This is a genomic window from Corynebacterium sp. HMSC074C03, from assembly GCF_001838285.1.
GTDB classification, from domain to species: domain Bacteria; phylum Actinomycetota; class Actinomycetes; order Mycobacteriales; family Mycobacteriaceae; genus Corynebacterium; species Corynebacterium amycolatum.
Window position 1 is genome coordinate 1 of sequence record NZ_KV836198.1, and the last position, 13,789, is coordinate 13,789.

The window sequence follows — 13,789 nt, forward strand, 5'->3', positions numbered from 1 at the left end:
CATTATCGGGGACACTCACAAGGTAACGGGGCAACGTCACCTAGCTCCGCAGCCTCGCTATTCCGGCGCCCAATTCGACGCATTCCAGAGTGACTTGAGTGGCTTAAGTGATTAGAGTGTCTATCTATGATCACTTTCGACGGGGTTACCAAGTCCTATTCGACTTCTAGCCGACCAGCTCTAGACGACGTTTCAGTCCACATAGATAAAGGTGAGTTTGTCTTTCTCATTGGACCGTCGGGCTCTGGTAAGTCGACCTTCCTGCGCCTAATGGTGCGTGAAGAGAAAGTGGATTCAGGAAAACTGACGGTTGCAGACCAGGATCTGACTAAGATCTCTCGCCGCAACATCCCGAAATTGCGCCAAAAGGTAGGGTACGTCTTCCAGGACTTCCGCCTGCTGCCAAAGAAGACCGTGTACGAAAATGTCGCGTTCGCATTGCAGGTAATTGGCAAGCCGAAGGCGAAAATCGACAAAGCTGTTCCGGAAACGCTTGAAATGGTCGGGCTCTCGGGCAAGGAAAATCGCTACCCGCACGAGTTGTCTGGTGGTGAACAGCAGCGCGTTGCCATTGCTCGAGCCTTCGTCAACCGCCCGCTCATCTTGCTTGCCGACGAGCCCACCGGCAACCTCGACCCAAGCACTTCCGGTGACATCATGCTCTTGCTTGACCGCATCAATCGCATGGGCACGACTGTTATCGTGTCGACTCACGACAACGATGCCGTGGACTCCATGCGTCGCCGCGTGTTGGAGCTGGAGCTGGGGCGTCTCGTGCGTGACGACGCCACGGGTGTTTACGGCCTGAACAATTAGCAGACAGTCCATCGGTAGAAGAACTCATTCGAAAGGTATTACTGACCTATGAAGACTCGCTTTGTCCTCGGTGAGGCTTTCTCCTCCTTGGGCCGAAACATCACGATGACCATCGCGATGATTATTACGACTGCGGTGTCGTTGGCGCTGCTTGCGACCGGCATCCTGGTTACTGAGCAGACCAGCCGCACGAAGGATCTCTATCTCGATCGCGTAGAAGTGCAGATCGAACTGAATGAACAAATCTCCGCCGAGGACCAAACTTGCTCCTCGCCGGAGTGTGCTGAGGTCGTCGGCAAGCTTGAAGAGACTGACGGCGTTGATTCGGTGACCTTCCGAAATCGTCAGCAAAACTTTGACCACTTCGTGGAGATGTTTAAGGATAGCGACCCCGTGCTCGTAGAAAATGCGACGCCGGAGTCGCTGCCGGCTGTCGTGATGGTGCGTCTGAGCGACCCGACCGATGTCAGCCCGCTCGATCCGATTCGGGAGCTGCCACAGGTCGACCACGTTACTGACCAGCATGAAGAGATCGGTACTGCAGCTCAGAACCTGGACTCGGTGCGAAATGCGACCTTCCTGCTGGCGGCGGTGCAGGCCGTTGCCGCTGTGTTCCTGATTGCGAACATGGTCCAGATTGCGGCGTTCTCGCGTCGTAAGGAAGTTGAGATTATGCGCATGGTCGGTGCCAGCCGCTGGTTCACACAGGCGCCGTTCGTCCTCGAGGCTGTGATTGCGTCGCTGATTGGTGGTCTGCTGGCTATCGGTGCGCTGTTCCTGGGTAAGGCGACGGTCATCGATCCGGCGCTGAGTAACCTGTACAAGGCACAGCTCCTGGCACCGCTGACCAACGGTGATATTGGTGTGGTGGCGCCAATCGTGGTCATTATCGGCATGGTCTTCGCGGGGCTTGTTGCACAGGTCACGCTGCGTCTTTACTCGCGTGACTAGGGCTCCAATTAGGTTTGCGATTAGACCCCTCGGTTAAACCCGGTGAATAGGGTCAGGGCAGGGTGCCAGGTAAGCTGAAAGCTATGAATAATGACGACGTCCAGCGCCCACCGAAGCTCGACAAGAAGGCTTATGAGGCCGAGCTCAAAAAGCTCCAGGCAGAGCTCGTCGAAATGCAGCAGTGGGTGGTAGAAACCGGTGCCCGAATTGTCATCGTGATGGAGGGTCGTGACGCCGCCGGCAAGGGGTCGGCCATTAAGCGCATCACGCAGTACCTGAATCCCCGTACCTGTCGCATTGAGGCTCTGCCGGCTCCGACGAGCCGTGAGCAGGGTCAGTGGTACTTCCAGCGTTATGTCGAAAAGCTGCCGACTGCCGGCGAAATCGTGATTTTCGACCGCTCCTGGTACAACCGCGCCGGCGTTGAGCGCGTCATGGGCTTCTGTACCTCGCAGGAATACCGTCGCTTCCTGCACCAGGCTCCAATCTTCGAGCGTCTGCTGGTTGAAGACGGCATTATCCTGCGCAAATACTGGTTCTCCGTGTCGGACGAGGAGCAGGTTGCTCGCTTCAAGTCCCGTCGTGAAGATCCGCTGCGCCGCTGGAAGCTCTCGCCGATGGACCTGGAGTCCATCACTCGCTGGGAGGACTACTCCCGCGCTAAGGATGAGATGTTCATCCACACTGATATCCCGTCCGCACCGTGGTTCACGGTTGAGTCCGAGGACAAGAAGCGCTCGCGTATCAATGTCATCAACCACCTGCTGACCACCATTCCGTATGAGCACATTCAGCGGGATGTTCCGGAAATTCCGGAGCGTCCGGAGTCTGAGGGGAGCTACGAGCGTCCGCCGCGTACTGAATTCCGCTATGTGCCGGACGTTGCCGCGAAGCTCGAAGCTGACCGTGTGAAGGGTGCAGGCAAGTCCGATAAGAAGGGCAAGAAGCACAAGAAGGACAAGAAGGACAAGAAGAGCAAGAAGAAGTAGCTTCTTTGTTTAGGCAGGTCTCGCCGCCGTCAGTCGTTCCATCAAGCCAGAGCCTTTCCATAGATAGTTATCTGTGTCACACTGGGTGGCATGACTGCTACTGATAACGGTTCTGGCACGGCACGCACCGAGGTTGATGAGCCAAAGGTGCTGCGAGAAGTCCATGGGCGATCTGGTCACCTTCGGTTGAACAGGCCGAAGGCACTTAATTCGCTCGATTTAGATATGGTCACCGAGGTCGTCGAGGGGCTCCGCGCATGGCGTGACGACGACTCGGTGGATTACATTGTTGCTTCATCCGGTCACCCCAAGGCGTTTTGTGCCGGTGGTGACGTGCGCGCAGTTCGGCAGGCTGTGCTCGATGGTGTTCCGGAGCAGGGGGAGAAGTTCTTCCGGGACGAGTACGAGATGAACGCGATGATTGCGGAATTTGCGCAGTCCAAACCATATATCGCGATTATTGATGGCATCGCTATGGGTGGTGGCCTGGGAGTTTCCATGCACGGCTCCCACCGAATCGTGACTGAGCGAGCCAGCGCCTCCATGCCAGAAATGGCAATCGGCTTTGTTCCCGATGTGGGCATTACCTATTTTTCGCAGCATGTGAACACTCAGTTGGGCGGACCCTCGCCCGCGATTGCTCGGTTTGCAGGACTGACCGGTTACCGCCTAACTGCGGCGGACATGCTGTGGGCTGGATGGGCAACGCATGCGGTGCCATCCGCGCAACTGGACGAGTTCGTCGCGGCACTGGACCGAGACGGAATTGATTCGGCGCTTGCGGAGTATGCGCTCGATGTGGACTCGGCTGAGGCTCGTGAGCTGCTCGGTGAGCCGCAGCTGGCCGAGTGGAGCGATTGCATCGAGGCCTGCTTCGGCGCTGATAGCTGGTTGGAGATTGAGCGTGCTCTCAACGAAGCCGCTGAGGCTGGCTCCTGTGCGTCGTCAACAGTGGAGACCTTCCGCGATCTGCTGGCACCCGCCAACCCGGAGAGTCTCGTGGCGGCAGCGGAGCTCTATGCAGCGAACGCGGGTCCGGGGGTTACGCTGCAGGAGGCTCTGAACCGGGAGATGAAGCTCGGCGCTTACATGCGTCAGCACCCCAATTTTGCCGAAGGCGTGCGGGCGGTTTTGGTGGACAAGGACCGCGACGCCACCTTCAAGCCCGCCTCCGTTCAGGAGGTCGATGTCGAGGGGATTCGTCAGCACCTGAGCTAAATAAAACTGTGACGGCCCGTAGTCGGCGCGAAGTCATCGGCAATCATGGCCGCCAATTCGAGATAGCTCTGGGTAGTGGCGGGCTGGAGATTGTCCAGCTCGATATTCGCGCCATTCGCAATGTGCGGGTCATAGGGGATGACCTGCACTGCGCGGCAGCGCTGGGCAAATAGTTCGTGCACGGTCTCTGTGGACAGCCCCTGTTTATTTAGCTCGTTGACCACCACGACAGTGGTAGAAACCAGCCGTTCGAAGCCGTGCGCTGAAAGCCAATCCAACGTCGTCCAGGCGCTTTTCACGCCGTCCAGTGCGGGCGTGGTGACCAACACCAGGCAATTGGCCGCAGAAAGAATCGAAGCGGCGATGGGCTGCGTCAGGCCAGTGCCGCAATCAGTCAGGCTCACATTGTAATGACGCCGAAGGATGTCGAGGGCTGCGCAGTATTCACCGTCGGAAAGCGCGATCGTCGATGTCGGGTTTTGGTCGCTGCCGACAACCTCCAGGCGCGATGGAGTGTGAGATGTGTACGCGCGGACCTGCGCATATTTGTCCGTATCCGGGGCTCGGAGCAGATCGCGAATTGATGCGGGATTGGCCGCGGTGACGCGTGCGCCGAGGGTGCCAAAGTCCGGATTCGCGTCGATTGCGACGATTCGGTCACTGCGCAGGCTTGCAAGCGTGGCGCCCAGGCACATGGTTGTCGACGTCTTGCCGACGCCACCTTTCACGCTGACAATAGCGATGTTGTAGTCACCGTAGATAGGCTGTCGCACCCGCTCTATCAGCTCGCGTTGCTTGCGTGCCGACGATGATTCCCGCGGCGAAATTGCGCCCCAGGTGGCCTTATGAACCCAGCTGCGCCAGCCCGACTGTGGTGCCTGCCGCGAGTTCAGGCTAACCGCCAAGTCTGAGACGGAAACTGCGTGAGTGACTGCGTGTTTGGTGGAAGTCATAGACTTCGTCCCCTCCCCAAAATTCCCCAAAGTTTATCCCCGCCGTTGTTTTTACCATGCGGCCAGGACCACGGCGAGCCCAAAGACGGCATCGAGAATTCCGACCTGTTTGGGTGTCCACGGCTTAGCGCGGCGAGCGCCGGAGATTGGCATGGCAAAAGACCTGATGAGAAGCCCAATGGCGACAATGGGCACACCGATGCTGATGAGATTCCGGTCGCGGAGCAGGATCCACCCGATGATGGCCGCAGCGGTAATGAGGGCGTGGTAGGTGACCGAGCCAATGAGCCACTGTCGGCTGCCGCGTTTGCGAATCATTGTTTTCACATAGGGCACGGTGCCGACGAAATATCCAGCGTAGATAGCCGCAATTGCCCAGGCTTTCGGGGTTGGCCCGGCGATAATGGGCACCATGAGGCTGGCGGCTAGAACAGTGGAGACACCAGAGAGAAGTGAGCGCGGTCGGCGCTGGTAGGTCTCCCAAATAGCGATAGCGGCAAGAGGGGCGATGAGGGCGACCCAGGTGAGAAGGGAAACGTCGGCAAGCAGAGTGATGCAGCCAGCGACGGCGGTGAGCGCGGTGTATGTGGCGGCGGGTGCCAGATGGCGGCGTTGGCGACGAGAGCGGAGCCAGACGCTGACGGCGAAAAATGCGAAGTAGCCGAGCAGCCACGTCGCGGTTACGGCAAGGCCTGTCCATGTGGGGTTGAGCGCGAGTGCAGTCAGCGGGGGAATGGTGACCATGAACCAAGCGCCGTGCTGGTCCGGAACCCAGCCAGCGGAGCGCTTGTGGTGGGAGCAGCGGGCGGGGCGGGAAGGACGTGGCTGGCGGGGCTTTTGGCTCATACTACGCATTATAGATTCGTAAATATGTCGGGACTGTATTAGATCCTCATTGAATAAAAGGCACATGCGCACAAGGCGACAGTGCTAACGTTGAACTCGCATTCTCAGGGCGAGGTGAAATTCCTCACCGGTGGTGAAGCTGCGGCTGACGCAGACAAGTCCACGAGCGCCCTACCTGTGGCCAGAAGGGGCATCAGGTAGGGGACAAGCAGATTTCGGTTGGAATCCGAAACCGACGGTCATAGTCCGGATGAAAGAGAAGGAGTTGAATAATTCGTGGAATACGTGTCGGGTTTTTTGGTGGGTTTCCTCACTGCACAGCTCAGTGTGGCGGGAGCACCAATCTTAATTCGAGAAATTGTTGGTAACCTCTTTGGCCTCGCGTGTGCCTTCCTAGGTATGAAACGCAAGGTATGGGCCTGGCCGGTCGGCATTATCGGAAATGCCTTGCTGTTTACCGTCTTCCTCGGCGGAGTTTTCCACACGCCGCAAAATCTTGATCTCTATGGCCAGGCTGGGCGTCAGGTCATGTTTATCGTCGTCAGTCTCTACGGGTGGTTCAGCTGGGTCAAGTGCCGCAATCAGAGCGGTGATGAGGTCGCAATTGAGCCGCGGTGGGCGACGGCAACGGAACGCATTGGGATGATTGCCGTGGCTATCTTCGCCACAGTAATCTGTGCCAATGTCTTTGAGATGCTGGGCTCGTGGGGGCCATGGGCCGATGCCTGGATTTTCGTCGGTTCGATGCTAGCGACCTGGGGCATGGCCCGCGGCTGGAACGAATTCTGGCTGATCTGGATTGCCGTTGACGCCGTGGGAGTGCCGTTGCTGCTCAAGGGTGGCTACTACCCGTCGGCAGCGCTGTACCTCTTCTACGGATGCTTCGTTATTTGGGGCTTTGTCTCCTGGGTTCGACTCGAGCACCAGCACGACAATAACCAGCAGAAGAGCTCCGAGACCGACCAAGTACCGGCTTTGGCAGCAGCCGAGCGGTAGGATAGTCCAGGTGAGCTTCCGACCAGATAACTCCCGTACCAACCGCGCCCATCAAGCCGAAGAGCGTGCCCGCAGTCTCGTGCAGGACGTCCTCGACCGCGAGGAGCGGGTACGCAACAATCTGGCCAGCGTTGATGTCGACCCGTGGACGATGCGTTTCGTCGTCGATGAGTCGATTTCTGAGGGCGCAATCATCACCTGGCGCAATGAGGCCACTCGTGCCCGCCGCATCATGCGCCGCTACGACATTCAACGGGGCTACCGCGAGAAGTTGCGCGAAGTTGAAAAGCGCATCGATGCCATGTTGCACCTCGCGGAGTCGCTGGAGGAGTCGTGGGACGCCGCGGCACACGCTTCAAAGAGGCTTTCCGACGCGGAGGCCCGCGATGTCGCCGCCTTTGAGCGTGAGCGCGAGCGGCAAAATGACGCGGCAGAGACTAAGCGTCAGCGCGAGGAGAAGGTCCGCAAGTTCCGTCGGAAAGCGGAAAACATTGCTGCCGACGCGTGGGACGCGGGCCGTGACGCGCTAGAGAAGCTGCCGCCACTGTCGTCTTCGTTGAAGGACATCGCGGCCAAGTTCCGTTCGAGGGGCTCGGAGGAGGAACCGCGCGAGGTACGGCGGGCAACCGCCCGCGACCTACGCAAGGAGCCTCCGCTGCCGGAGGACTAGTATTCCTCGGACTTAGCTGCTTGAACCACTTCGGCGAGCTTGGAAATCTCTTCGTGAGAAGGCCTAATATCTGGATGCGTACGGCAGTAGTCCAACAGCAAGTAACCGGCCGTGCGAATGCGACGATGCCCATCCCAGTGTGGAGCGGCGGTTTTGGGGTCGTTGGTGGCCAGAGACGAGATGGCCTGGCGCTCACTGAGCAGCTCGTACTGGAGATCGCGACGAATATCGAGTGCCTGATTCGGAGTGCCGGTTAGCAGCGCGCCGAGAAGAGCACCCATCTGTCGATAGCAGCGCGGAATATGACGCAGGTAGTGCTTCTCAATGCTCTCGGTCGGCCAGAAGTGCAGGACAGCGAGAGCCAGCGCGCAGGCGATACCGACTTCCAAAACACGATCGGTCACAATCGGTGCGAGCTCGCCAGCGACATTTCCGCCCAGCAGCAGCGCCAGCGGAGTGGTGACGATCGTCGTCAGCGCATAGTTCTTCACCACGAGAATCTCCGCGCCGAATTGGCAGGCTGCAAGCGCGATAAGTAGCGTCCAGCTGTCCAGGCCAAAGGAAAAGAGCAGCGCATAGAGGAAAATGCCGATAATCGAGCCCACCATGCGGTGAATCCCTCGAATCGAACCGGCGGTGCGGTCGGGGCCCCACTGTAGAGTCATCAATGCGCTGACCACCGCCCAGTCAGGCCGGTCAAGACCGACGAGCACGCTGATGAGACCAGCTAAGCCGCCGGTAATAGCCACCTTTGTCGCAGTCATCGACGCGTGAGAATAGCGGTCGAAAGAGCGGAAGATTCGGTAGCTTACGCTTGGCCGAGCGAGTGGAATGGTTGTCTGTGTCTCGTCGATAAGGTTAGGCGTGTCCACGATGTCCACAGCGCTGCCGTGCACGCCCAAGCGTCCGCGGATAGCAATCAGTCGCTGATGAGCAGCAATGACACGGTTGACCAGTTCCGTATGGGAGGGCTTGACGATTTTGCTGCCACGGATGATGCCTGCGTCGGCAAGCGATTCCCATGCGTCGGTGAGTGCAGTTTGCGCCTGGTGATGAACGGCGAACGATGTTGAGTCTGACTTTTCCATCGCCTCGATGGCTGATTCAAGGGATTGGACGGCCGCCATCTCGGGGCCGTGCGGATTCCACAACCGCGGTGCCATGCCGATGACTATCGCCGAAAGCACACCAACGGTAGCCCACATGGCGGTTTCAACCGGGTTGAAGCCAAGGCGGGCGACCATTGTGGTACCGCCGGAGACCATCACAATGAAGAATGAACCTGGTGGTGGCAGGCGCAGTGCGTTTTGGATAAAGGCCCCGACTGTAGCCAACGCCGTGGTAAAAAGTGCGATGAGCAGTAGCCATAGATTACTGCCGCCGGAAGCGATCTCACTGTGGACCACTGAGCCAACAAAACTGCCGGACATAACGCCGGCGACCAGGCATAGTCCGGCGATGGCCATCACGCGCAGACGACTGCGGTAGGGGTGGCCCTCGCCATAGATGACCACACAGCCACCAGCGGCGATAAGGAGCATCTCCGAGCCATGGCCGGTGAGAAGTGCCACGGCACCCGGCAGGAATAGCGCGAGTGCTGCGCGGAGGGCACCGGGCCATCTTTGCGCACGGGAGTGGAAGGCAGTAAAAAGCTGCCATGCACTTGGTTGTGGAGGAAGCTCAACCGGTTGGCTCAATGTTGGTGAAATCTCCTTATCTATATTGGGTTGTTATTGGGTTGTCGCTGTAGGTGGCCGAAAACTCTAGTCCGCGACCAGCGTCTCGAGCGTGAACTCCGGGTGCTCCTTCTCAATGAAGGACAGCTTCCACTTGTCGCCGAAGAGGGCGATGAGGGCGCCGTCGGAACGGGTGAAGATCTCCACACCGCGTTGCTTTGCCAGCTCCGGCGCGGTCTCTTCGTCCGTGCGGCGGGCGACGGAGTAGGGGATGAGATCTGCGATGGTCTCGACGTTGTACTCGTTTTCCATGCGCGCCATCATGACCTCGAACTGCATCGGTCCGACCGCCGCCATCACCGGGGCGGCATCGCCGCGGGCATCGTTGCGCAGAATCTGCACCACGCCCTCGGCATCGAGCTGGTCGACAGCCTTGCGGAACTGCTTGTACTTGCCCAGGCTCTTGGCGCGCAGGGTGCGGAAGTGCTCCGGCGCGAACTGAGGCATGGGCTTGAATTGGACCTTGCGACCCTCATAAATCGTGTCGCCCGGAGCCAGCGAACCCGCATTGACCAGGCCGACAATGTCGCCCGGGTAAGCCGTCTCCACAGTCGAACGCGTCCGGCCGAAAACGGTCAGGGCATACTTCGTGGAGAAACTACGTCCTGACTGCGCATGCGTGACCTGCATGCCGCGATCAAACTCGCCAGAGACAACGCGCATGAATGCCAGCTTGTCGCGGTGGTGCGTATCCATACCCGCCTGCACCTTGAACACGACGCCCGAAAAATCATCCGTCGGTTCGCGCTTTTCGACGATAGCTCCCTGGCCGCCAGCCGCAGCAGCGGCAACGGCAGCCGGGTCGGACTCGCGGGCGCCAGGTGCCGGAGCCAGTTCGCAGAGAGTGTCCAGGATCTGGTGGACACCCCAATTCAGCATGGCCGAGGCGAAAATCACCGGAGAGGTGTCGCCAGCGAGGTACATCTCCTGGTCGTGGTCAGCGCTATCGGCGGAGAGCAGTTCGGACTCCTCGGCTGCCGTCTCCCAGGCATCGCCCTGTTCCGCGGCGGCCTCATCTGGGGTGAGGTGCCGCTCGGCGGCAATGGTGGCACCACCGGCAGTGCGCTCGAAGCCGATGAACTGCTTGGCCTCACCGTCCTCGCCACGCTCCAGTAGACCGCGGAAGTCACCCGCCTCGCCGACTGGCCAGTACAGCGGTGTCGGCTGCAGGCCAATCTCCGCAACAATCTCATCCATCAATTCCAGGGGAGCCTTACCCGGGCGGTCCCACTTGTTGATGACGGTGACGATGGGAATTCCGTTGGACTTACAAACCCGGAACAGCTTCAACGTCTGAGGCTCGAGACCTTTGGCGCCGTCGACAAGCATGACAGCGGCGTCGACAGCCGTGAGCACACGGTAGGTGTCTTCGGAGAAGTCGGCGTGACCAGGTGTATCGACGAGATTGATCATGTATGGTTCGCCGTCGTGCCCCTCTGGCTGGTACTCGAACTGCAGCGCGGAAGAGGCAATCGAGATGCCGCGATCCTTCTCCATGTCCATCCAGTCGGACACAGTCGACTTGCGGCCGGCCTTGCCGTGGACAGCACCGGCTTCGTTAATGACATGAGCATGCAGCGCCAGCGCCTCGGTGAGCGTGGACTTACCGGCATCCGGGTGTGCGATGACGGCAAATGTGCGGCGGCGTGCTGCTTCTTCGGCGAGAGTGGTCACAGGGAGACTACGCTTTCCTTAAAAAGAAAATCGGAATAAGGGAATCGGGTTCAACCTTTCTAACTTACCGCTCCAGTGGGGTAAGGGGTCAATTACGTTGGGGTGGCGTTAGAGGTTGAACAGTTCGCGCAGCGTCGTGATGACGCCTTCCTCCGCGTTCGATGGTGCGATGTCGGTGGCGCGGCGTTTGATTTCCGGGTGACCGTTGGACATGGCAAACGAACGGCTTGCGTGGTCGATGAGCTCGAGGTCATTCAGGTAGTCAACAAAGCAGACAGTTTCGGCAGGAGAGACACCGAGGGCCTCCTGCAGGGCGGCGAGTGCCGTGCCCTTGTTGGTGCTGGCATCGATGAGATCCACCCAGTGCTGGCCGGAGACGACCGCGCGCAGGTGCGGGCTCTGGGAACGCAAGTAATCGGCGGATTCGTCTTCGACGGAGTAAGGATCAAAGGCGGCAATTTTGACGATGCCGTCATCGGCGGCGGCGACGATGACATCATCGACTTTCTGCAGCTTCAAATAGTACTTGGCGGCCTCGTTGAATTGCAGCTGCTGAACTTCCTCCGGAATATTGAAATGCGGCGGGAAAAACTCCACGTATGCGCTGGCAGAGCCGCAGATGATAACCGATAGAGGAGTGCGCCCCGCTGCCACGCGGTTGTCGTTGAACTGGCGGATCGCGTGTACCAACTGGGTGACGATGTCGTGGTCGATACTGGTAACTGAGACCACCTCGCCCGCATCCGCGACATAGTTGCCGTTTTCCGCAATGATTGGGATGCGGTGTGCAATGGGGGCGAACTGGTCGGCCAGAGTGGCGTACTGGCGGCCCGATGCGGGAGCGAAGTGGACACCGCGGTCGAGCAGTTCGGTGACTACCGGCCAAAAGGAATCCGGGATTTCCTTGTCTTCATTTAATAGAGTCCCGTCCATATCCGTGACTACAAGGCGGTATGGCGGCTGGGCGGGAGATTGCTGCTGGATATCCAGGGGTTCCGTCATGGCTTTAATTCTAACGGGTAAGTAGGGTTCACTTTTCTTCCTCAGGTCGCCTCCCCGCGCCTCCCCCGATTGGGTGAAAGCTGGGCCACAATACGGGGTACCCAGTTGAGGGCGATAGCCGGTGAACGGCGTGTGCGGGGTATTTTGAGGGGGAACTCATATTCATTTAAGCCAGGAGGATTTATGTCGGATTCGGCCCCCATCAAGCGCAATGACTGGAATGAGCGCATCAGCCTTGCAGAGCAGATGATCCCCCTCCTGGGACAGCTGCGACGCAACAACGATGTCGTGACTTCAATCTTCGGCCGCCGACTGGAAAACGTCACCGAGACCGGCATCATTAAGTCGCACCGCTACGCCCGTCGCATTACCTCGCAGGAGCTGCCTCTGAGCCAGACTCTGCCGATTCTGCAGGAACTGGTGAAGATGGATCTCGGCACCGCCTCCATCGACCTGGGCGCCCTGGCTACCAGCTTCGAAGAGGAAGGCGGCGATCTGCGCGCATTCCTCGAGCGGGAGCTTGCCGAGGTTATCGGTGCCGGGACTCACACCCCGAAGACCGACATTGTCCTCTACGGTTTCGGACGCATCGGTCGTCTGCTGGCCCGCATTCTGCTTGCTCGTGAGGCACTGTTCAACGGCCCGCGCCTGCGCGCGATTGTGGTTCGCCAGAATGGTGAGGACGACATCGTCAAGCGTGCTTCGCTGCTGCGCCGTGACTCCGTCCACGGTGCATTCGACGGCACCATCTCGGTTGACCGCGAAAACAACATTATTTGGGCAAACGGCACCCCGATCCAGGTCATTTACTCCAACGACCCGGCAACTGTTGACTACACCGCCTACGACATTAACGATGCGATTGTCATTGACAACACCGGTCGTTGGCGTGACCGTGAGGGGCTGTCGCAGCACCTTCAGTCCAAGGGGGTTTCCAAGGTTCTGCTCACCGCGCCGGGCAAGGGCGATGTAAAGAACATCGTCTACGGAATTAACCACAGCATCATCGAGGACTCTGACAATATTTTGTCGGCAGCTTCCTGTACTACCAACGGCATCACCCCGGTGCTGAAGGTCGTCAATGACAAGTGGGGCGTCGAGTTCGGTCACGTCGAGACCGTCCACTCCTTCACCAATGACCAGAACCTGATTGACAACTTCCACAAGGGTTCCCGCCGTGGTCGCGCAGCCACCCTGAACATGGTTCTCACTGAAACCGGTGCCGCAAAGGCCGTCGCCAAGGCTCTGCCGGAGTTTGAGGGCAAGCTGACCGGTAACGCCATCCGCGTTCCCACCCCGGACGTTTCCATGGCGGTGCTGAACCTGACTCTGGACACTGAGGTCGACCGCGACGAGGTTAACAACTACCTGCGCGAAGTTTCCCTGAAGTCCGTCCTGCGCCAGCAGATTGACTACATCCACTCGCCAGAAGTGGTCTCCACTGACTTCGTCGGCTCCACCCACGCTGGCATCGTCGATGGTCTGGCTACCATCGCCAACGGTAAGCACCTAGTGCTCTACGTCTGGTACGACAACGAGTTCGGTTACTCCAACCAGGTCATCCGTATCGCCGAGGAAATCGCCGGTGCTCGCCCGCGTGTCTACCCGAAGCGCAAGCACATCGACGAGCTGTAAGTCGGCGGTCCTGGGCTCGAGCTGTTGAGCCCTCGAACGCCCTCTTCCCCCTCCTAAACCACGGGGGTTGAGGCGATGGGGAGGGCAGGGGAGGGGGACGGAGCTTTCGGTGCGGGAGGCCGCTATCGCCTACCGCTGGTGGACGTGGTTCTGCGCGGCTTCGGCGCGGATGCATGGGCCGGGGCGGTAAGGGATAGATGACGTTGTAGCGCCGCCGGGCAAGGCACATCACCGCGGCTTGTGCTTCTGTCCTTCAGCCCGTTTGCGCAGGTAGTAGTCGCGCGATGCGGGATGGCAGTTCGA

12 protein-coding genes and 1 riboswitch are annotated in these 13,789 nt (G+C 59.2%); of the genes, 7 read left to right on the forward strand and 5 right to left on the reverse strand.

The features are described from left to right. The first annotated feature begins 126 nt into the window (after window positions 1-126). The 4 genes from ftsE (at window position 127) to HMPREF2847_RS03030 (ending at window position 3,974) form a co-directional block, all read left to right on the forward strand. On the forward strand, window positions 127-816 hold the full coding sequence (gene ftsE / locus HMPREF2847_RS03015; protein WP_016423233.1) for a cell division ATP-binding protein FtsE: 690 nt from the start codon (window positions 127-129) through the stop codon (window positions 814-816). A 48-nt stretch (window positions 817-864) separates the two neighbouring features. Then, window positions 865-1,767 (forward strand): permease-like cell division protein FtsX, encoded by a 903-nt coding sequence (gene ftsX, locus HMPREF2847_RS03020; protein WP_070545962.1) that lies wholly within the window; start codon window positions 865-867, stop codon window positions 1,765-1,767. An 83-nt stretch (window positions 1,768-1,850) separates the two neighbouring features. Further along, on the forward strand, window positions 1,851-2,756 hold the full coding sequence (gene ppk2, locus HMPREF2847_RS03025; protein WP_070851478.1) for a polyphosphate kinase 2: 906 nt from the start codon (window positions 1,851-1,853) through the stop codon (window positions 2,754-2,756). Window positions 2,757-2,846: 90 nt separating this feature from the next. Further along, window positions 2,847-3,974 (forward strand): 3-hydroxyisobutyryl-CoA hydrolase, encoded by a 1,128-nt coding sequence (locus tag HMPREF2847_RS03030; RefSeq protein WP_070851480.1) that lies wholly within the window; start codon window positions 2,847-2,849, stop codon window positions 3,972-3,974. Here the strand turns inward: HMPREF2847_RS03030 and HMPREF2847_RS03035 are convergent. Together HMPREF2847_RS03035 and HMPREF2847_RS03040 are read right to left on the reverse strand one after the other, a co-directional pair. Next, window positions 3,971-4,927, reverse strand: a complete 957-nt coding sequence (locus tag HMPREF2847_RS03035) for a MinD/ParA family ATP-binding protein (protein ID WP_070851481.1) — start codon at window positions 4,925-4,927, stop codon at window positions 3,971-3,973. The genes HMPREF2847_RS03030 and HMPREF2847_RS03035 overlap by 4 nt on opposite strands. A 51-nt stretch (window positions 4,928-4,978) precedes the next feature. Beyond that, window positions 4,979-5,773, reverse strand: coding sequence for a YwiC-like family protein (locus HMPREF2847_RS03040; RefSeq protein WP_070851483.1), 795 nt, complete (start codon window positions 5,771-5,773; stop codon window positions 4,979-4,981). Window positions 5,774-5,869: 96 nt separating this feature from the next. Then, a riboswitch (FMN riboswitch) is annotated at window positions 5,870-6,039 on the forward strand. Between the two features lie 10 nt (window positions 6,040-6,049). Between HMPREF2847_RS03040 and pnuC the strand changes: the two genes are divergently transcribed. Continuing rightward, entirely contained in the window at window positions 6,050-6,769 is a 720-nt protein-coding gene (gene pnuC, locus HMPREF2847_RS03045; RefSeq protein ID WP_070851484.1) for a nicotinamide riboside transporter PnuC, read from the forward strand. 10 nt (window positions 6,770-6,779) lie between these two features. Continuing rightward, window positions 6,780-7,439, forward strand: coding sequence for a hypothetical protein (locus tag HMPREF2847_RS03050; protein WP_070851486.1), 660 nt, complete (start codon window positions 6,780-6,782; stop codon window positions 7,437-7,439). Here HMPREF2847_RS03050 and HMPREF2847_RS03055 read toward each other — a convergent pair. The 3 genes from HMPREF2847_RS03055 to HMPREF2847_RS03065 all read right to left on the reverse strand — a co-directional run bounded on the left by HMPREF2847_RS03055 (window position 7,436) and on the right by HMPREF2847_RS03065 (window position 11,851). Beyond that, entirely contained in the window at window positions 7,436-9,136 is a 1,701-nt protein-coding gene (locus HMPREF2847_RS03055; protein ID WP_070851487.1) for an FUSC family protein, read from the reverse strand. The genes HMPREF2847_RS03050 and HMPREF2847_RS03055 overlap by 4 nt on opposite strands. Window positions 9,137-9,202: 66 nt before the next feature. Then, window positions 9,203-10,849, reverse strand: coding sequence for a peptide chain release factor 3 (locus HMPREF2847_RS03060; RefSeq protein ID WP_070851489.1), 1,647 nt, complete (start codon window positions 10,847-10,849; stop codon window positions 9,203-9,205). A 108-nt stretch (window positions 10,850-10,957) separates the two neighbouring features. Next, entirely contained in the window at window positions 10,958-11,851 is an 894-nt protein-coding gene (locus HMPREF2847_RS03065) for a Cof-type HAD-IIB family hydrolase (protein WP_070851490.1), read from the reverse strand. A gap of 183 nt (window positions 11,852-12,034) precedes the next feature. Between HMPREF2847_RS03065 and HMPREF2847_RS03070 the strand changes: the two genes are divergently transcribed. Continuing rightward, the gene (locus tag HMPREF2847_RS03070; protein ID WP_049189550.1) at window positions 12,035-13,486 is read left to right on the forward strand and encodes a glyceraldehyde-3-phosphate dehydrogenase; all 1,452 of its coding nucleotides are present in this window, start codon (window positions 12,035-12,037) and stop codon (window positions 13,484-13,486) included. The last annotated feature ends 303 nt before the right edge of the window (window positions 13,487-13,789 follow it).